14 protein-coding genes and 1 pseudogene are annotated in these 19,855 nt (G+C 73.0%); 11 read left to right on the top strand and 4 right to left on the bottom strand.

Annotated features, from left to right (window positions below; genetic code table 11):
• Both JNW91_RS02440 and JNW91_RS02435 read left to right on the top strand, forming a co-directional pair.
• Nucleotides 1-331, top strand: a 331-nt coding sequence (locus JNW91_RS02440; protein WP_238424221.1) for a chorismate mutase, incomplete at its 5' end; no start/stop codon positions are given.
• Complete coding sequence (locus tag JNW91_RS02435) at nt 328-1,785, top strand: UbiD family decarboxylase (protein WP_203173306.1); 1,458 nt, start codon at nt 328-330, stop codon at nt 1,783-1,785. The genes JNW91_RS02440 and JNW91_RS02435, both read left to right, overlap by 4 nt.
• On the opposite strand, the gene pdxR is transcribed toward JNW91_RS02435, so the two are convergent.
• From pdxR to JNW91_RS02415, 4 genes are all read right to left on the bottom strand, one after another.
• The gene (gene pdxR / locus JNW91_RS02430) at nt 1,730-3,241 is read right to left on the bottom strand and encodes a MocR-like pyridoxine biosynthesis transcription factor PdxR (protein ID WP_203173305.1); all 1,512 of its coding nucleotides are present in this window, start codon (nt 3,239-3,241) and stop codon (nt 1,730-1,732) included. The genes JNW91_RS02435 and pdxR overlap by 56 nt on opposite strands.
• A 383-nt stretch (nt 3,242-3,624) precedes the next feature.
• Complete coding sequence (locus tag JNW91_RS02425; RefSeq protein WP_203173318.1) at nt 3,625-4,764, bottom strand: RNA polymerase sigma factor; 1,140 nt, start codon at nt 4,762-4,764, stop codon at nt 3,625-3,627.
• A gap of 8 nt (nt 4,765-4,772) precedes the next feature.
• Nucleotides 4,773-5,180 carry a YciI family protein gene (locus tag JNW91_RS02420; RefSeq protein WP_203173304.1) on the bottom strand — a complete coding sequence of 136 codons (408 nt, stop codon included), beginning with the start codon at nt 5,178-5,180 and terminating at the stop codon, nt 4,773-4,775.
• Nucleotides 5,181-5,466: 286 nt separating this feature from the next.
• Complete coding sequence (locus tag JNW91_RS02415; protein WP_238424220.1) at nt 5,467-6,447, bottom strand: glycoside hydrolase family 11 protein; 981 nt, start codon at nt 6,445-6,447, stop codon at nt 5,467-5,469.
• A 557-nt stretch (nt 6,448-7,004) separates the two neighbouring features.
• On the opposite strand from JNW91_RS02415, the gene JNW91_RS02410 reads away from it, so the two are divergent.
• The 9 genes and pseudogenes from JNW91_RS02410 to JNW91_RS31695 form a co-directional block, all read left to right on the top strand.
• Nucleotides 7,005-8,585, top strand: coding sequence for an ABC transporter substrate-binding protein (locus tag JNW91_RS02410; protein ID WP_203173302.1), 1,581 nt, complete (start codon nt 7,005-7,007; stop codon nt 8,583-8,585).
• A 66-nt stretch (nt 8,586-8,651) separates the two neighbouring features.
• Nucleotides 8,652-9,644, top strand: coding sequence for an ABC transporter permease (locus JNW91_RS33405; RefSeq protein WP_309244195.1), 993 nt, complete (start codon nt 8,652-8,654; stop codon nt 9,642-9,644).
• Between the two features lie 3 nt (nt 9,645-9,647).
• Nucleotides 9,648-11,594 carry a dipeptide/oligopeptide/nickel ABC transporter permease/ATP-binding protein gene (locus JNW91_RS02400; RefSeq protein WP_309244194.1) on the top strand — a complete coding sequence of 649 codons (1,947 nt, stop codon included), beginning with the start codon at nt 9,648-9,650 and terminating at the stop codon, nt 11,592-11,594.
• Entirely contained in the window at nt 11,591-12,967 is a 1,377-nt protein-coding gene (locus JNW91_RS02395; RefSeq protein WP_203173301.1) for a serine hydrolase domain-containing protein, read from the top strand. The genes JNW91_RS02400 and JNW91_RS02395 overlap by 4 nt, the downstream gene beginning before the upstream one ends.
• 7 nt (nt 12,968-12,974) lie before the next feature.
• Complete coding sequence (locus JNW91_RS02390) at nt 12,975-13,943, top strand: ABC transporter ATP-binding protein (protein ID WP_203173300.1); 969 nt, start codon at nt 12,975-12,977, stop codon at nt 13,941-13,943.
• 73 nt (nt 13,944-14,016) lie between these two features.
• Entirely contained in the window at nt 14,017-15,684 is a 1,668-nt protein-coding gene (locus JNW91_RS02385; protein ID WP_203173299.1) for a PucR family transcriptional regulator, read from the top strand.
• Nucleotides 15,685-15,787: 103 nt separating this feature from the next.
• Nucleotides 15,788-17,023, top strand: coding sequence for a TolB family protein (locus tag JNW91_RS31705; protein WP_238424219.1), 1,236 nt, complete (start codon nt 15,788-15,790; stop codon nt 17,021-17,023).
• On the top strand, nt 16,912-19,131 hold the full coding sequence (locus JNW91_RS31700) for a serine hydrolase (protein ID WP_309244196.1): 2,220 nt from the start codon (nt 16,912-16,914) through the stop codon (nt 19,129-19,131). Before JNW91_RS31705 ends, JNW91_RS31700 begins: the two co-directional genes overlap by 112 nt.
• Nucleotides 19,132-19,794 (top strand): annotated as a pseudogene (locus tag JNW91_RS31695) (M20/M25/M40 family metallo-hydrolase); the annotation flags it as partial.
• Nucleotides 19,795-19,855 lie beyond the last annotated feature (61 nt).

Genomic DNA, 19,855 nt, shown 5'->3' with positions numbered 1-19,855 from the left:
CCCCGCCGGCCGGCGCCGCCGACGGCCCGGCCCGGATCGCCGAGCTGCGGGCTGCCATGACGGGCTCGACGAGCGGATCATCGCCCTGCTGGCCGAGCGCACCCGGGTGGTGCAGGAGCTGAGCGCGCACAAGACGGACGAGGCGACCGTCCGGTCACCCGACCGGGTACGCCAGGTGCTCGACCGGGTGCACGACCTGGCCGACCGGCACGGCATGCCGCCGGCCGTGGCGGTCGGCACCTACCGCGCGCTCATCGACGAGTTGACCCGGATGCAGCTCGACATGCTGGCGGCCCGCCGTGCCGCCGCGTCGCTGGCGGAAGACCGATGACCCGCCCGCCCGTGGACCTGCGGCACGCCCTGGCCACCCTCGACCCGCTCCCGGGCGAGCTGGTCCGGGTCGCCACGGAGCTGCCCGCCCGGTACGGCGTCTCCGCCCACTACGCCCGCTGGGCCGGTGCGCCCGCCGCCCCGCCCACCGGCGCCGGTCCGGCGGTGCTCTTCGACCGGGTACGCCCCGACCACGGCCCGACCCGAGCGGTGCTGATGGGGCTCTACGGCACCCGCCGACGCGCCGCCGGCCTGGTCGGTTGCACGCCCGCCGAGCTGCCGCACCGGTTGCTCGCCGCGGTGGCCGCGCCCCGCCCGCCGATGCTCGCCCCCGACCCGACCCGCTGGCCTCGCGAGACGCTGCCGTTGGACCTGACCGCGCTGCCGGTGCCGGTCCTCACCGACGAGGACGCCGGGCCCTACCTGACCCTCGGCGCGGTGCTCGCCACCGACCCGGACACCGGGGTTCGCAACCTGTCCGTGCACCGGATGTGCGTGCAGGGGTCGGACACGCTGAGCATCTGGATGGTGCCCGGTCGGGACCTGGAACTCGCGCACCAGGCCGCCCTGCGTCGGGGGCGTCCGTTGCCGGTGGCGATCCACCTCGGCCTGAGCCCGGCGGTGCTGCTGTCCTCCTGCTGCCCGACCTCGCTGGTGCCGTCCGATCTCGACGAGCTGGCCGTGGCCGGAGGGCTCGCCGGTCAGCCGGTGGAGCTGCTGCCCTGCCGCACGGTGGACGCCGAGTTCATCGCGCACGCCGAGTACGTCATCGAGGGGGAGCTGCTGGCCGACCGGGCACCGGAGAGCCGACACGGCACGGTGGCCACGCCGGAGTTCCTCGGCTACCAGGGCCGGGCGCACCCCTCGTTGCCGTTGATCCGGGTCACCGCGATCACCGCCCGGGAAAGCCCGATCCTGCAGGCGGTGTCCGGTCCCGGGCACGAGCAGTCCATACTGCTCGGCTTCGGGATGGAGGCCGCGGTGCTGGACCTGCTGCGCCGCCGTGGCACGCCGGCCCTCGCGGCGCACTGCCACACCGCGGGCGGCGGTCAGCTCATGGTGGTGCTCCAGTGGCCGGCGAAGCGCGGCCCGGAGGACGACGTCGCGGTACGTGCGGCGGGCGAGGCGGTGCTGGAGCAGTTCCGGATGGCCAAGCTGGTGCTGTGCGTGTGCGAGGACGTCGACATCGAGTCCGACCAGGACCTGTGGTGGGCGATGGTGACCCGCTTCCAGGCCGACCAGGATCTGCGGGTGCTGCCGGACCGGGAGGGCTTCCCGCTCGACCCGAGCCAGCACACCGGCTACTCGCCGGCGCTGTCGGCCGATGGGCGGACGGCGAAGGCGGTCTTCGACTGCACCGTCCCGTACGCCCAGCGCGCCCGGTTCCGCCGGCCCCGCTTCACCGAGCCGTCACTTCCCGCACCGCGGCGGCCAGCAGCGCCACTCCCTCGGTGATCCGGGCGGTGGGCAGCGTCGCGTACCCGATCAGGAAGGTCGGTTCGCTCGGCGGCTGGGTGACGAAGTAGCCCGAGGCCGGGTAGACCCGGACGTCCCGCGCTGCGGCGGCGCGCACGATCTCCGCCTCGTCGGCGTCGGGCGCGCCGCCCAGGGTCACGAGCACGTGCAGCCCGGCCGCGGTGCCGGAGATCCGTACCCCCGCGCCGAAGTGTTCGTAGAGCGCCTCCAGCAGCCGGGCGCGCCGCTGCCGGTAGAGGCGGTCCATCCGGCCGATGTGTCGGGCGTACGCGCCGGAGGAGATGAATTCGGCCAGCGCCTCCTGGGTCAGCGTCGGGGTCAGCCGATCGGTGATCCACTTGACGCCGAGAAACGGCCGGACGAGGTGCGGCGGCAACACCGCGTACCCGATGCGCAGCGAGGGGAAGAGGGTCTTGCTGAAGCTGCCGACGTAGACCACGTCCGCGTCCTGCGGGTCGGCGGCCAGCGACGGGAGCCGCTCCTCGGCGAAGGTGAACTCGTTGTGGTAGTCGTCCTCCAGCACCGTGGCCGCGTGTTCGCGGGCCCAGCGCAGCAGCGCTCGTCGCCGCCGGTCGGACATGATGAACCCGGTCGGGAACTGGTGCGACGGTGTGACGTAGACCAGGCGTACGCGGGCCGGGTCGAGACCGTGCGCGCGGACCCGGCACTCGATCTCGTCGACCCGCAGGCCCTCCTCGTCGACGGGCACCGGCACCACCGCGGCCCGCGAGTAGCCGAAGATCTGCCGCAGCACGGTGTGGCTCGGATCCTCGATGATCACCACGTCGTCGGGGCCGACGAGCAGCCGGACCAGGATGTCCATGGCCTGGGTGGCGCCGCTGGTCACCACCGTCGTCTCGCGGGTGGCGTCCAGTGCCCGGCTGCGCCGCAGCAGCGCGATGATCTGGGTACGCAACGACGGGGAGCCCTCGGCCGGGCCGTAGCCCAACGCCACCGCGTCGGCCCTGCTCACCGCCTCGGCGAGCGATTGCCGCCACCGGGCCACCGGGAAGCTGGCCAGCGCCGGCGTGCCGTGCCGGAAGTCGTACGTCCCGTCCGACCGGTGCATCGGCGCTGGTTCCCAGGGCTTCCACAGTGGACTGCCGGCATCGGTGGGCAGTGGAGGCTCGGGCCGTAGGTGCGCGCGGGCGGCGCGTCGGGAGGGTGGCGGCGCGTCGGTCAGGGCGTCGCTGACCCGCGTGCCGGATCCGCGCCGCGAGGTGAGCACCCCGTTGGCCCGCAGCAGCTCGTACGCCCGGGTCACCACTGTCCGGGAGACCCTGAGCTGGTGCGCCAGCTCACGGCTGGGCGGCACCGGGTCACCGGGGCGCAGCCGACCGGTCCGCACGGATCCGCTGATCTGATCGCAGAGTTGCTGCTGTAACGGAACCGGACTGTCGCGGTCCAGCGTGACGAGAAGCTGGGACGAACTCACCTGCGCACGCTCCCCCGATCGACGCCGGTCCTGAGTCTAGTCGCGCCACCTTCGTCAACGTGCGAACCTGCTCGGCAGGTGACTGGCCGGGGCCCGGCGGGGAGTCAGCTGCGCCGGGTGTCCTTGACGAAGGCGATCCCGTCGGTGTTGGCCACCTGCGTCGGGTCGAGCGGGGAGTAGCGAACCAGGGGGACAGCCGGGGGAGAACGCCGGCGAGGGCGGTGGCCAGCTGGCGGGCGTCGACGACGTACCGGTCTTCCGGGAGGGCGTACGGCAGACCTTCGACGGTGTGCGGGTCTGGCGTGTCGACTCCCGCGGCGCCACCGCGCTGAACACGTACCTCGACGCGCGGGACGACGCGAGCGCGTCCGTGACGTGACCCGTCAGCGGCGGGCGTTGAGCCGGGCGGCCTGGCGGGTCAGGTGGTCACGTTCGGCGAGATTGGTTGCCTTGCGGGCTGCCTCGACGTACAACCGTGCGGCCGTCGCCAGGTCACCATCGCGTTCCTGGAGGTACGCGGCGACCGCCGTGTGACGAGGCAGTGAGTCGTCCAGCGCCGCGAGCGCCGCCAGACCGGCGCGCGGTCCGTCGGCCTCGCCGACCGCCACCGCGCGGTTGAGCCGGACGACCGGACTGTCGGTCAGGCGCGTGAGCTCGTCGTACCACTCGACGATCTGCACCCAGTCGGTCTCGTCGGCGGTGGGCGCGTCGGCGTGGAGTGCCGCGATGGCGGCCTGGGCCTGGAACTCGCCCAGCCGGTCGCGGGCGAGGGCCGTCTGGAGGATCTGGACGCCCTCGGCGATCGACGTGGTGTCCCATCGGTCCCGGTCCTGCTCGGCGAGCGGCACGAGGCTGCCGTCGGGCGCGGTGCGGGTGGCGCGCCGGGCGTGGTGCAGCAGCATGAGGGCGAGCAGCCCCGCCACCTCGGGATGGTCGATCGCGGCAGCGAGTTGCCGGGTCAGTCGGATGGCCTCGGCGGCGAGGTCGACGTCGCCGGAGTAGCCCTCGTTGAAGACCAGGTAGAGGACGCGCAGCACGGTGGCGACGTCGCCGGGCTGGTCGAACCGCACACCGGAGACGGTGCGCTTGGCCCGGCTGATCCGCTGCGCCATGGTCGCCTCGGGCACCAGGTAGGCGTGCGCGATCTGCCGGGTGGTCAGGCCGCCGACGGCGCGCAGCGTGAGCGCGACCGCCGATGACGGCGTCAGCGACGGGTGGGCGCACAGGAAGTAGAGCTGGAGCGTGTCGTCCACAGTGGGCGCCGGCCCGGGCGCCGGTTCCTCGTCGACGAGGTCCTCGCGTCGTCGGCGGGCGACGTCAGCGCGGGTCGTGTCGAGAAACCGGCGCCAGGCCACGGTGATCAGCCAGCCCTTCGGGTCCCGTGGCGGGTCGGCCGGCCAGACGCGTACCGCTTCGACCAGCGCGTCCTGCACGGCGTCCTCGGCCGCCGCGAAGTCGACTCCGCGGCGGACGAGGATCCCGAGCACGCTCGGCGTGAGGCTCCGCAGCAGAGCCTCGTCCAGCTCAGCGGTCATTCCGTGATGGTGGGTGGCTCGGTGAGGAACGGGCGCAGCTCAAGCCACTCGTGGATCGGCTTCCCACCCGCCCCGGGCGCGGCCGACAGCTCCCCGGCCAGCTCGACGGCCCGCTCGTAGCTGTCGACGTCGATCACCATCCAGCCGGCGATCAGGTCCTTGGTCTCGGCGAACGGGCCGTCGGTGACCGGCGGGTTCCCCTCGCCGTCGTACCGGACGAACGTCCCCTCGGGCGCGAGCGCCTGGCCCTCGACGAACTCGCCGGTCTGCTCCAGCCGCGCGGCGAAATCGCGCATGTACTGCATGTGCGCCGAGATCTCCTGCGGCGTCCACTGGTCCATCGGTACGTCGTTGACCGCGGTCGGGGCGCCTCGGTAGTGCTTGAGCAGCAGGTACTTGGCCATCGTGTGTTTCTCCCGGTACGGGCGCGGCCCATCTTGGTCGCGTTCACTCCGGGGACGGAGCCGGCGACGGGTTCTCGACATGGTCGTCCGAAGTTTCGCCGATCTCCTGCCGGGAGGTTCGCCGCTCCGACCGCGGATCGTCAGTCTGCCACCGCGGGTCGGGCCGTGCGCGATGGCCGCGGCCTCGGTTCGGCTCGATGGTTGCAGGTCGACCAGGGGCCCCACACACCTCTGGCGTGGCGGCCGAGGCCGCCACGCCAGAGGTGCCGTGTCGCAGTGGTCCGGGTCAGCCGGTGCGGCAGGTGACGGTCGGCCAGTTCCAGTTGCCGTTGGCCATGACCGTTATTCCGAAGTTGTTGCCACTGCCGTTCGGTGTCGCGGTGACGGTGCCGCTGGTGCCGCTGACGGAGGCGTTCCAGCTGTTCTGCACGCTCTGGCCGCCGCCGAGACCGAGACTGACGACCCAGTTGGTTGCGCCGCTGACCGCGACATTGATGTTGAACCGGTCACCCCACTGCTGGCCGGCGGAGAGGGTCGCGGTGCAGTTGCCGGTCCCGGGATTGCCGGTGGGGGGCGGGGAGGTCGGGTTGCCGCCACTGCCCTCCCGGACGGTGATGTCGGAGCTTCCGCTGCTCTGGTAGCCCTCGGTCGCCATGATCTGGTAGCTGTGGTTGGTGCCGAGGTTCAAGCCGGCGCGGGCCCAGGCGTCGAAGTGGTTGGCGGTGGTGATGGTGCCACTCGAGCGCTTCTGCTGGCGGACGCTCCAGAACTGGTAGAACGTCTGGTTGCCGTCGATCGACGGGGCGTTGACCCGCTGGCTGCGCAGGATGTCGTAGGTGCCGCCGTCAGTGGTGACCGTGCCCATCCGGGTGGCGCCGCTGCTCGGGTTGTAGCTGCCGAAGTTCTCCACCACGTAGTACTCGATGAGCGGGTTGCGCGTCCACCCGTACAGGGCGAGGTAGGTGTTGTTGTTGCCCGGGTTGTAGCTGCCCGAGTAGGTGACCGTCCGTCGGTTGCCGGTGGCCCAACCCTTGCCGCCGACCCAGTTGTTGGTGCTCCTGTCCCAACTGCTGGTGTATCGGCCGTCGGCGCGCAGCGTCATGCTGGCGTTGCCACTGTCCTTCCAGAACGAGAAGAAGTAGCCGTTGTGCGTGCCGGTGAGGTTCGAGGTGAGGGTCCGGTCGGCCTCGGCGTACGCGTTGGTGGCCGTCATCGTGCCGGTGACGGCCAGGACGGCCGCGCAGGCGGCGCCGAGGAGCAACCGCATGCGGCCGCGCCTCCTCGGTCTGATGGGGGTGTGGTTGGTGTCGGTCATGAACCTGTTCCTCCTCGTGGCGGCCCGCTGCCGGTGGCCACGTGACGGTCACCGGCGTCATCCCGCCTGGTGGTGGTGGCCGGTCGTCCCGCACGACGACCGGAGGAGTGGGTCGCGGTGAATGGCGTCGACGGTGATTGAGCGCCGTCGATGGGGACCGTATTGACCCAGCCGTCAGCCTGTCAACATTTTCCGGAAACATCGCGGCAACCTCGTGCTGGGCGTCGACCACCCACAGGGAAGCCGTCCATCCTGGTCAGTAGTCGATCAGGGTTCACGGAGATCACCTTGGCGTGCCGGTGGGAGGATCACGATCCGGGGGAGCCGCAGCCGAAATTTCCGGAGACTTTCCGGACCCTGGTTCAGCGACACCGGAGGGCGTGCGCGTCGCAGGCCGGTTCACGTCGTCGTCACGTACAAGCGGAAGGTCGTCATATTGTCGGACACGCCAAAGACAACCGGACCGCGCGATCGGCAGTCTTGCCGCACACGTAGCACGTGGAGGCGCGATGAAGGCTCTGCGACTGGCTGCGGCGCTCGGAGCGGCAGCGCTCCTGCTGGGCGCCTGCGGTGGTGACGCGGGCGGCTCCGATGGCCGCCTGGTCGACGGCAAGACGTTCACGATGGCACTGCCCGGTGATCCGGGCAGTCTCGATCCCCACTTCACCTCGCTCTCGGTCACCGGGCAGGTCGATCGTTTCCTCTACGACTCGCTGCTCGACTTCGCCCCGGACGGCACACTGCTCCCCGGCCTGGCGGAGAAGTGGCAGGCGACGACGACCACCGCGACGTTCACCCTGCGCAAGGGCATCACCTGCGCCGACGGCAGCCCGCTGACCGCCGGGACGGTCGCGGCGAACATCAGCTTCGTCGGCGACGTCAAGAACGGCTCCAGCCGGGTCGGCACGTACGTGCCGGCCGGCGCCACGGCCACCGCCGACCAGGCGGCCGGCACGGTGTCGGTGACCTCCCCGTCGCCGGACGCCTTCCTCGACCGCAACATCGGCGGCCTGCCCATCGTCTGCGAGAAGGGCATGACGAACCGGGACGTCCTCAAGCGGGGCTCGGACGGCACCGGCCAGTTCACCCTCACCGAGGCCGTCGCCGACGACCACTACACACTGACCCGGCGCAAGGACTACGCCTGGGGCCCCGGCGACTGGAAGAGCGACCAGCCCGGTCTGCCGGACAAGGTGGTTCTGCGGATCATCGCCAACGAGGCCACCACCGCGAACCTCATGCTGTCCGGGGAGGTGAACGCCGCCCGCCTCAGTGGCCCCGACGGGCAGCGTCTGCGAGGCGACGGCTACCTGAAGCGGGACGTCCTCGCGCCCACCGGCGAGATCCTGTTCCACCAGAAGGCCGGCCTCCCCACCGCCGACCCGGCCGTACGTCGTGCCCTGGTGCAGTCGCTCGACCTCGCCCAGCTGCGGCAGGTCTTCACCAGTGGGCAGGGTGCGGCACCGACCGGTCTCGTCGCGCCGTCCATGACCCCCTGCAAGGGCGACACGGTCACCGGCACCCTGCCGGGCTTCGACAAGGCGGCGGCCGGGTCCGCGCTGGACGCGGCCGGCTGGACGGTCGGCGGCGACGGCGTACGCGTCCGCGGTGGCACACCGCTCGCCCTGACGGTCGCGTACTCGACGTCGGGCACGCCCGGCGCCCAGGCAACCGCCGAACTGTTGCAGCAGCAGTGGACCGCCGTCGGTGTGAAGGCGGTCCTCAAGCCGGTCACCGAGGTGCAGGTCGGCCAGATCGCCGGCGGTCAGCTGGCCTGGGACGTCGCGATGTTCCCGATCGGGGTGACGCTGCCGAGCCAACTCGTGCCGTACGTGTCGGGGCCGGTTCCGCCGCAGGGCACCAACTTCGCGGCCATCGACAACAAGGACTACCAGGCCGCCGTCGACGCCGCGCAGAAGGTGCCCGGGGTCGGTGGGTGCCCCCAGTGGGCGGCGGCCGAGAAGGCCCTGCTCCAGCACCTGGACCTGGTGCCGTTCGCGAACTCGAACATCCCGGTCTACGCCCGCGGGGCCACCGTGGAGCTGTCCGAGGGCAGCCTCGATCCCGCGTCCATCCGGATGCTCGGCTGACCGGGCGCCGGCCCGCGGCGATCCGTGGGTCGCGCCGCCGCCCGCCCGCCGCAGGGAAGGAGAAGCGTGAGCGTCATCGCCGTACGGCAGCTCGGGCAGAACGCCCTCACCGACAACGCCTGGGTGCGGTTCGCGGTGCGCCGAACCGGGCGCCTGCTGCTGTCGCTGTGGGTCCTCGTGACCGCCGCGTTCATCATGATCCACGCGCTGCCGGGCGATCCGGTCCGCGCCGCGCTCGGCCCGACGGCCCCGGTCGAGCTGGTCGCGCAGCGGCGGGCGGCGATGGGCCTCGACGACCCGCTGTGGTCGCAGTACCTGCACTACCTCGGCAACCTGCTGACCGGTGACCTGGGCACGTCGATGACCTCCGGCCTGCCGGTGGCGGAGGTCATCGGGGACCGGATGGGCGCCACCGTCGAGATGGCGGTTCTCGCCTTCGCCGTCGCGGTCGTCGTCGCCGTGCCGCTGGGCACGGCGATGGCCGCACTGGCGTCCGACGGCCGACGCCGCGTCGGCGACTGGATGTTCACCTCCACCAGCGTGGTGCTCGCCACCATTCCGGAGTTCCTCATGGCCGTGGGCCTGGTCTTCGTCTTCGGCGTGCAGCTCGGCTGGGCGCCGGTGGCCGGACGTGCCGGTCCCGGTTCGTACGTCCTGCCGGTCCTCGCCCTGGCCATCGGCCCGGCCGCCGTGCTGGCCCGGATCGTGCGGGTGGAGATGCTGGCGGTGCTGCACACCGACTACATCCGTACGGCCCGCGCCAAACGGCTGCCGCCGCGCGTGCTCTACCTGCGCCACGCGCTGCCCAACGCCCTGACCGCCACGCTCACCGTCGGCGGCCTGCTACTCGGCGGCCTGGTCGCCGGCACCGTGCTGGTGGAGAACGTCTTCGCCTGGCCCGGGCTGGGTGGCACCATCGTCCGGTCCATCCTGGCCAAGGACTATCCGACCGTGCAGGGTGTGGTGCTCGTCTACGGGGTCGGAGTCCTGCTGGTCAACCTCACGGTGGACGTCGCACTGGCGGTGCTCGACCCGCGCTCCGCGATCCGGGAGAGCTGAGCCGTGGCCCCGGCGACGCGAAGCCGCTGGATCGGCGCGCTGCGCAGCCCGCTGGGCGTCACCGCCGCGACGCTGCTGCTCGTGGTGCTGCTGCTGGCCGTGGTGGCGCCCCTCGTGTGGCAGTCCCGCGCCGACGCCGTGAGCCCGGCGGACATCCTGCAGGGTTCGTCCGCGCGGCACCCCGTCGGCACCGACCTGCTCGGCCGCGACATCCTGGCCCGGGTGCTGGTCGCCACGCGGCTGTCCGTGGCGCTGGCCCTGGCGGCCACCGCGATCGGCGTACTCGCGGGCCTGCTGCTCGGCACCGCGCCGATGCTGCTCGGCCGTCGCGCCGGCCGGTGGATCGCCGCGCTGATCAACGTCGCGGTGGCGTTCCCCAATCTGCTGCTGGCGCTCTTCTTCGCGGTGATCTTCGGCGTCGGGGCGAAGGGCGCCGTGCTGGCGATCGGCTTCGCCACCGCGCCCGGGTTCGCCCGGCTCACCCAGACCATGGTGGCGACCGTTGCCGGGCGTGACTTCATCGCCGCCGCCCGCATCGCCGGGATCGGCCGGATCCGCATCCTGGTGCGGCACGTGCTGCCGAACATCGCCGAGCCGCTGGTCGTCACCGCGACGATGGCCGCCGGCGGCTCCCTGCTCTCCTTCGCCGGCCTGTCCTTCCTCGGACTGGGGGTGCAGGCCCCGAGTTACGACTGGGGACGGCTGCTCGGCGAGGGTCTGGCACAGATCTACATCCATCCGGCCGGGGCGCTCGCCGCCGGCGTCGCCGTCGTCGTGGCGGCCATGGCGTTCAACCTCACCGGCGAGGCCGTGGCCCGCGCCATCGGGCTGCGCTCCCCGCAGGCCGGCGCCCGCCCCGCCGACGATGCCCCGCCGGTCGCTCGCGCGGGCGGGACGTACCAGGCCGGATCGTCGTTGCTGAGCGTGCGGAACCTGTCGGTCACCTTTCCGGCCGGCGCCGACGAGGTGACCCCGGTGCGTGAGGTCAGCCTTGAGCTGCGCCGCGGCGAGGCGGTCGGGATCGTGGGGGAGTCCGGCTCCGGCAAGAGCCTGGCCGCGCTGGCGATCGCCCAGCTCGTACCGGCACCGGGCCGGGTACACGCCGAGCGCCTCGAGTTCCTCGGCGCGGACCTGCGCGCGGGCTCCGGCAAGGCGCACCGGCGTCTGCTCGGCACCTCGCTCGCGATGGTCTTCCAGGACCCGATGACCTCGCTGAACCCGACCCAGCGGGTCGGCCGTCAGCTCGCCGAGGTCGTCCGCCAGCACGAGGGCGCGGACCGGACCCGGGCCTGGGCCCGCGCCGTCGACCGGCTGCGCGCCGTCCGGATCCCGGCCGCCGAGCGGCGCGCACGGCAGTTGCCGCACGAGTTCTCCGGCGGCATGCGCCAACGCGCCATGATCGGCATGGGGGTGATGGCCAGCCCAGCGCTGATCATCGCCGACGAGCCGACCACGGCCCTGGACGTCACCGTCCAGCGTCAGGTGCTGCGGCTGCTGGAGAACATCCGTACGGCCGAGGACGTCGCCCTGCTGTTCATCAGCCACGACGTCACGGTGGTCGCCCAGGTCTGCGAGCGGGTGCTGGTCATGTACGCCGGGCGCATCGTCGAGGACCTGCCCGCCGGCGAGCTGATGCACGACGCCCGGCACCCGTACACGGGGGCGTTGGTGGCGGCCGTACCCGGAATGGACACCGACCGGGAGCTGCCACTGGCGGCGGTTCCGGGCCGGCCACCGGAACCGGGGCGACTGCCCGCCGGCTGTGCGTTCGCGCCGCGCTGCCCGCTGGCCACCGCCAGGTGCCGCGAGCAGGACCCGCCGCTGGCGACGTACGGCGGCGACCGGCGGGTCGCCTGCTGGCACGCCGACCTGGCGCCCACCGTGGCGCCGCAGCAGACCTCCGCGGCCGGGCAACCCGCCGCCGCAGGAACGGAAGGGAGCACGGCATGAGTGTGGACATCGACCACTGGACGCGGCGGCTCGCCGCCCTCGCCGAGGAGCACCGGGTGCCGGGCGCGACGCTCGGCATCCTGCGGGTCACCCCGGACTCCGACGAGGTCGCCGAGGCCGCCCACGGGCTGCTGAGTCTGCGCACCGGCGTGGAGACGACCACCGACTCGCTCTTCCAGATCGGCTCGATCAGCAAGGTGTGGACGGCGACCCTGGTCATGCAACTCGTCGACGAGGGCAGGCTGAACCTGGACGCCCCGCTGCTCGACGTGCTCCCGGAGCTGCGACTGCGCGACGCCGAGGTGACCAAGCGGCTGACCATGCGGCACCTGTTGACGCACACCAGCGGCATCGACGGCGACATCATGACCGACACCGGACGCGGGGACGACTGCCTGGAGAAGTACGCGGCCGGTCTGGCCGACGCGGCCCAGAACCACCCGCTGGCGGCCACCTGGTCGTACTGCAACTCCGGCTACTCGCTCGCCGGGCGGGTGATCGAGAAACTCACCGGCGGCACCTGGGACGCCGCGGTGCGGAAACGCATCAGCACCCCCCTCGGTCTGGAGCACACCGTCACCCTGCCCGAGGACGCTCTCCTGTTCCGTACCGCCGTCGGTCACCTGTCCGAGGACGGCAGGAACGTGCTCGCGCCGGTCTGGGGCATCCCGCGCTCGGCCGGCCCGGCCGGGGCGGTCGTCGCGAGCGCCGCCGACCTGTTGCGCTTCGCGCGCATGCACCTGTGTGGTGGACTGGCCGCCGACGGCACCCGGGTGCTCAGCGAAGCCGGCGTCACCGCGATGGCCGCGCACCAGGCCGAGCTGCCGGACAAGCACACCCTCGGCGACTCCTGGGGACTCGGCTGGGAACGGATGGGCTGGGGCGGCCACCGGCTCATCGGCCACGACGGCAACACCATCGGCCAGGCGGCGTTCCTGCGGCTGCTGCCGGAGCAGGGCATCGCGGTCGCGCTGCTCACCAACGGCGGCAACGGGCGGGCCCTCTACGAGCAGCTCTACCGCGAGGTGTTCGACGACCTGGCCGGCGTGCCCGTACCGCACCCGCTGGGGCCGCCGGACGAACCGGTCGAGGTGGACGTCGCGCCGTACGTGGGCGTCTACGAACGCGCCAGCATCCGACAGGAGGTGCTCGTCGGTGACAACGGCCCGGTGCTCCGGGTGAGCCTGACCGGACCGCTCGCCAAGGTGCTTCAGGAACAGGACGTGGACTATCCGATGGTGGCGGTGGCGCCCGACCTGTTCGTCTGCCAGGACCCCGAGACCGGCAACTGGATCCCGGCCACCTTCTACCAGCTGCCCAGCGGCGGACGGTACCTGCACTTCGGCGCCCGCGCGACGCCCCGCGGCGCGTGAGGCCGCGATGCGGGAACTGCGCTTCGAACAGGTGAGTGTCCGCTTCGGGTCACGCCGTCGGGGCACCGTCGCGGTCGACGGCGTCGACCTGGTCGTGCCCGCCGGAACGGTCGTCGGGCTGGTCGGCGAGTCGGGCTCGGGCAAGTCGACGCTGGCCCGCGCCGCGGTGGGGCTGGCACCGCTGACCGGCGGACGGATCCTGCTGGACGGCCGGCCGGTGCGGGAGATGTCCCGGGCCGCGGGCCGGCCACCACTGCAGATGGTGTTCCAGGATCCGTACTCCGCCCTCGACCCGCGGATGAGCATCGGCGACTCGATCGCCGAGGCCATCCCGCGACAGCCGGCCTCGACCGCGGCGCAGCGGCGCGCCGAGGTCGGCCGGCTGCTCGAACTGGTCGGCCTGCCCGCGGACCGGGCCGGCGTACGCCCGGACGAACTCTCCGGCGGTCAGCGGCAGCGGGTCGCGTTGGCCCGCGCGTTGGCCGGTCGACCGGAGGTGATCGTCGCCGACGAGATCACCTCCGCGCTGGACGTGTCCATCCAGGGCGCGGTCCTCAACGTCGTACGGGAACTGCAGCGACGGATGCGCCTGACCATGCTGTTCATCTCGCACAACCTCGCCGTGGTGCGCTACGTCAGCGACGTCGTCGCCGTGATGTACCTGGGCCGGATCGTCGAGTACGGCCCCGCCGCGGACGTGCTGGGCGATCCGCAGCACCCGTACACCCGGGAGTTGCTCGCCGCCGTTCCGCGCGCCGGTGCGCCGTTGCCGCAGCCACCGGGGGAGAGCGCCGACGCCGACCCGCCGGACCCGCACCAGCCCCCGTCCGGTTGCCGCTTCCACCCGCGCTGCCCGGTCGGCCCGCAGGTCGTGCCGGGCCGGGACCGGTGCCGCGACAGCGAACCGAGCGGCGCCGGCCACCGCAACCTGGCCGCCTGCCACTTCGCCGCCGCTGCCGGGCAGGCCCGGCCGTAGCGGCCTTCCCGCCACCGTCGAGCCCGCTAGGCTCGTCGTCGCGCAACACCTTCTTCCGGATGGTGGCCCGCCCATGAGTCAGCAGCCTCGAGCCAGCCTCGGCCGTGTCCTCGACGACCTCGGAGCCACCCTGCTCGAGTTGGTGCACGGCGACGCGCACTCGGACGCGCCGATCGGCGGTGTCGCCATCCACGACCCGCACGACGAGCCCAGCCTGCCGTCGCACGCACTGGTGCTGGGGGTGGGCCTGCGCGAGACCGACGAGATCGCCGGCCTGCTGCGTACGCTCGGCCGACACGACGCCGCCGGCCTGGTGCTGCGGGCACCGGTGCCCGCCACGGAATCGCTGCGGACCGCGGCGCTGGAGTCGGGGGTGGCGGTGCTGGCGCTGACCCGCGGCGCGTCCTGGGCGCAGCTCGCCGCGTTGCTGCGCTCCATGCTGCGCCAGGGCGACGTCGGCGACGCCCGTCCGGAGACGCTCGGCGGGCTGCCCTCCGGTGACCTGTTCGCCCTGGCCAACGCCGTCGCCGCGCTGGTCGACGCGCCGGTCACGATCGAGGATCCGGATTCGCGGGTGCTGGCCTTCTCCGGGCGTCAGGAGGAGGCGGACAAGTCCCGGGTGGAGACCATCCTGGGCCGTCAGGTGCCCGAACGGTACGCGCGCATGTTGTCGCGTACGGGCGTGACCCGCGACCTGCACCACAGCGAGCAGCCGGTGTTCGTGGCGCCGCCGCCAGGTTCGGGCGACTTCTCGGTGCCCCGGGTGGCCGTGGCCGTGCGTGCCGGAGACGAGTTCCTCGGCTCGATCTGGGCCGCGGTACGCCGCCCGCTGACCCCGGACCGCTCCCGGGCCCTCAGCGACGCCGCCAAGTTGGTCGCCCTGCACATGCTGCGCCTGCGCGCGGGCGCCGACGTGGAACGGCGGCTCCGCACCGAACTGGTCGGCACCGCCCTGGAGGGTGGCGCCGGCGCCCGGGATTCGCTGGCCCGACTGGGCCTGGCCGACCACCCGCTCGTGGTGCTGGCGGTGGGGGCCGAGCCGATCGGGAGCGGCCCGGCGGACAGCTCGGGCGCGGCCGCGCAACGGCAGCGGGTGAGCGACGCGCTGGCCATGCATCTGAGCGCGGTGCACGCCGGCAGCGCCGTGGCCCTGCTCGGCGACGTGACCTACGGGCTACTGCCGGTGACGGTCGACGACGGCGAGAAGCGGGCGGTCCGCGTGGCGACCGGGTTCCTCGACCGCGTCGGTGAACGGGCCAGCACCCTGGCGGGGGTGAGCCCGGTGGCGACCTCGGTGGCCGGGCTGTACATCGCCCGGGCCAGCGCGGACCGGGCGTTGCGGGTGCTGCGCAGCCGCGGCGGGGGCGGCCGGCGGGTGGCCCGTCTCACCGATGTGCACACCGAGGCGATGCTGCTGGAGCTGCGGGACGCCGTCGCCGCCCGGGGGGACGTGCCCAGTGGCCCGGTGGCCCGGCTGCTGGCCTACGACGCGGAGCACAACGCCCGCCTGGTCGAGACGCTCGCCGCCTGGCTGGACGCGTTCGGCGACGTGGTCGCCGCTGCCGCGGTGCTGCACGTGCACCCGAACACCTTCCGCTACCGGTTGCGCCGGCTCGCCGAACTGGGCGCGCTCGACCTCGCCGACCCGGACGCCCGCTTCGGCGCCATGCTGCAACTGCGGGTGTTCTCGCCACTCGCCGACGGCCCGGTGAACCCACCGGGGCCGAGCGCCTCGGCGTAACCGACGAGTCGAGGGCCGCCGTCTCGTCGTCGCGTACCAAGACACCGGCCGCCGCACCGGGCAGGCTTCGCGCAAGGAAGCCGACGAACGGAGGAGGGTGGGCGTGGTACGACGTCTGCGCATCGAGGATCTCCTGACCGTGGCCGTGCCGGAACAGCCGGCGGTGAGCCCGGACGGACGCGTCGCGTACGTGCTGCGCACGTCCGACGCGGACGCCGACCGGGTGCGGCGCGACATCTGGTGTGCAGGGCCCGACGGCCGCGCACCGCGGCGACTCACCCGTGGCCCGGCCGACTCGGCGCCAGCCTGGTCACCGGACGGGAGCCGGCTCGCCTTCCTGCGTGCCGAGGACGGCCCCGCGCAGCTCTGGCTGCTGCCCGCCGACGGCGGCGAGGCCGAGCAGGTGACCAGCCTGCCGCTCGGCGCCGGCGCCGCGGTGTGGAGCCCCGACGGCACGAAGATCGCTTTCACCGCCGCCGTGGACCCGGCCGCCGGCGCGGACGAGGACGAGGAAGACGCCCGCCGTCGCCACGCATCCGCGCCGGTGGTTCTGCGTCGTCTGGACTATCAGCTCGACGGCACCGGCCTGCTGCGCGGCGTACGCAACCATCTGTTCCTGTACGACACGGCGGCGGGCCGGTGCCGGCGCCTGACCGAGGGCGACTGGCACGCCGGTGAGCCGGCCTGGTCACCGGACTCCACCCGGCTGGCGTTCGCCGCCGCCCCCGCACCGGACGCCGACCTCGTCGTCCGTGCTCCCGTGCACGTGCTCGACATCGGCGACGAGCACGCCCGACCGCGTCCGGTGGGGCTGCGCGAGGGCTTCGGGAGCGCGGTGACGTGGACACCGGACGGCGAAGCCCTGCTCGTCGTCGGAATGCCCGGCGATCCGGTCGGGCACGCGCGTCTGCTGCGTGTGCCGCTCGACGGTGGCCCGGTCCTCGACCTCGCGGCCGGCCTGGACCGCAACGTCATGCGCGGCGCACCGGGTTACCCCGGCGCCCAGCCACGCTTCACCGCCGACGGCCGTACCGTGCTGTTCTGCGTCCGGGACCGGGGCTGCACCCACCTGTACGCGGTGGACGCCGACGGCGGCACGCCCCGACCGGTGGTGGCCGGCGCGGCCACGTCGTGTCCGGCCTGTCGGTGGCCGGTGACACGGCCACGGTCGTCGTCGCCACCCCCACCTCGTACGGTGACGTGGTCGCCGTGGACCTGGGCAGCGGCGTGCAGACCGTGCTCGCCGCGCACAACGAGGCACTCGCCGACGTGGAGCTGTTCCCGCGCGAGGAGCGGGAGTTCACCACCTCGGACGGCACGACCGTGCACGGCTGGCTGATCCGCGACCCGGCCGCGCAGGCACCGCAGCCGCTGCTCCTGGACGTCCACGGCGGCCCGCACAACGCGTGGAACGGCGCGGCGGACGACATCCACCTCTACCACCAGCAGCTGGCTACCGAGGGCTGGGCGGTGCTCCTGCTCAACCCCCGCGCCAGCGACGGTTACGGCGAGCGGTTCTTCACCGCGACCATCGGCGCGTGGGGGGTGGCCGACGCCGCCGACTTCCTGGAGCCGATCGACGAGCTCGTCGCCGAGGGCGTCGCCGACCCCCGCCGGCTGGCGGTGACCGGCTACAGCTACGGCGGCTACATGACCTGCTATCTGACGGCGCACGACGACCGGTTCGCCGCAGCGGTGGCCGGCGGCGTGGTCAGTGACCTGACGAGCATGGCCGGCACCTCCGACGACGGGGCCTTCCTCGCCTCGTACGAGCTGGGCGGCCGGCCGTGGGAGGACCCGGCCCGGTACGCGGCCATGTCGCCGCTGACCCGGGTCGACCGGGTGACCGCCCCGACTCTGATCCTGCACGGCGAGGAGGACCGCACCTGCCCGGTCGGCCAGGCCCAGCAGTGGCACACCGCCCTGCGTGAACGCGGAGTCCCGGCTGAACTGGTGCTGTATCCGAACGCATCGCACCTGGTCATCGTCGACGGGCCGCCGTCGCAGCGGATCGACTACAACCGCCGCGTCGTCGAGTGGGTCCAGCGCCACACCGGGTCGCGTCGGGCGCCGGTGGACGCCGCCCACTGGCGGCGACGACTGGCCGCGCTCGCCGAGCGGCACCGGGTGCCGGGGGCGACGCTGGGCATCCTGCGGTTGCATCCCGACGCCTCCGACGAGCTGGTGGAGGCCGCGTACGGGGTCCTGAACGTCGACACCGGCGTCGAGACCACCCCGGACTCGGTGTTCCAGATCGGCTCGATCAGCAAGGTGTGGACCGCGACACTGGCCATGCAACTCGTCGACGAGGGCCGTCTGGAGCTCGACGCGCCGATCACCGACGTGCTGCCCGAGTTGGAGCTCGCCGACCCGGCCGTGACCGGGAAGCTCACGATGCGTCACCTGCTCGTCCACACCAGCGGAATCGACGGCGACGTCTTCACCGACACCGGCCGTGGCGACGACTGCGTCGAGAGGTACGTGGCCGAACTGGCGACGGTGGGGCACAACCACCCGCTGGGGGCCACCTGGTCCTACTGCAACGCCGGTTACGTCCTCGCCGGTCGGGTGATCGAGAAGCTGACCGGCGGCACCTGGGACGCGGCGGTGCGTACCCGCCTGAGCGACCCGCTCGGCCTGCGCCGCACCGGCACCCTGCCGGAGGAGGCGCTGCTGTACCGGTCCGCCGTCGGGCACAGCCCCGGGCCGGACGGTCCGACGCGTGCTCCGGTGTGGACGCTGCCGCGTTCGCTGGGCCCGGCCGGCCTGATCAACGCCTGCGCAGCGGACCTGCTCGGCTTCGCCCGCCTGCATCTGACCGGGGGACTGGCACCGGACGGCACGCGGCTGCTGAGCGTGGAGAGCGCCGCCGCGATGGCCGCCCAGCAGGCCGAACTGCCGGACAAGATCGTCCTGGGCGACTCGTGGGGGCTGGGCTGGATCCGGTTCGGCTGGGACGGTCGGCGCCTCGTCGGCCACGACGGGCACACCATCGGCCAGACGGCGTACCTGCGGTTGCTGCCCGAACAGGGCCTGGCCGTGGCGCTGCTGACGAACACCGACGACTCCCGCGGTCTGTTCCAGGACCTGTACTCCGAGATCCTGGCCGACGTCGCCGGTGTCCGGATGCCGGAGCCGTTCGCGCCTCCGGCCGAACCGGTGACCGTGGACGTGACCGCCCATCTCGGCACGTACGAGCGCGCGGGCTCCCGTATCGACATCCTCGACGCGGCCGACGGGCTGACGATGCGGCTGACGGTCACCGGCCCGCTGGCCGAGATCACCCCCGAACCGGTCCGGGAACTGCCCATGGTCGCGGTGGCCGACGACCTGTACGCGGTACGCCTGCCGGAGAGCGGCACGTGGATGCCGGCGACCTTCTATCGGCTGCCCACCGGTGAGCGGTACCTGCACTTCGGCGTCCGCGCGACCCCGAAGGTGGCGTAGATGGATCTGCTCGCCCGGCTCACGCGGCGGGTGCCGCTGATCCTCGCCGACATCGAGGAGTTGGTGACCTGCGAGTCGCCGTCGCACGACCTGGCCGCCGTGGCCCGCAGTGCCGACGTGCTGGCCGCGCTCGGCACCCGCCGGCTCGGTACGCCACCGGAGCGCATCGTCCGGCAGGGGCGTACCCACCTGCGGTGGCGCTTCGGCGACGGCCCGGCCCGGGTGCTGGTGTCGGGGCATCACGACACGGTCTGGCCGATCGGGTCCCTGCGTGAGCGCCCCTTCGCGGTCGCGGACGGTGTCCTGCGCGGACCCGGCTGTTTCGACATGAAAGCGGGAGTGGTGCAGGCGTTGCACGCCGTCGCGGAACTGCCCGACCGCACCGGCGTGACACTGCTGGTCACCGGCGACGAGGAGCTCGGCGCGCCGAGCTCCCGGGAACTCGTCGAGTCGGAGGCCGCCGGCTGCGTGGCCGCGCTGGTGCTGGAGGCATCCGCGGACGGCGGCGCGCTGAAGACGCGACGCAAGGGCGTGTCGATGTACCGCCTGACCGTGCACGGCCGCGCCGCTCATGCCGGCCTCGAACCCGAGCGGGGGGTGAACGCCTCCGTGGAGGTGGCCCACCAGATCCTCGCGATCCACGCGTTGGGGGACTCCGCCGCCGGGACCACCGTCGTGCCCACCGTCCTGACGGCCGGCACCACCACGAACACGGTGCCGCGAC

This window comes from Micromonospora parastrephiae (assembly GCF_016802865.1).
GTDB classification, from domain to species: Bacteria; Actinomycetota; Actinomycetes; order Mycobacteriales; family Micromonosporaceae; genus Micromonospora; species Micromonospora parastrephiae.
This window is presented reverse-complemented; position numbering and strand designations above follow the sequence as displayed.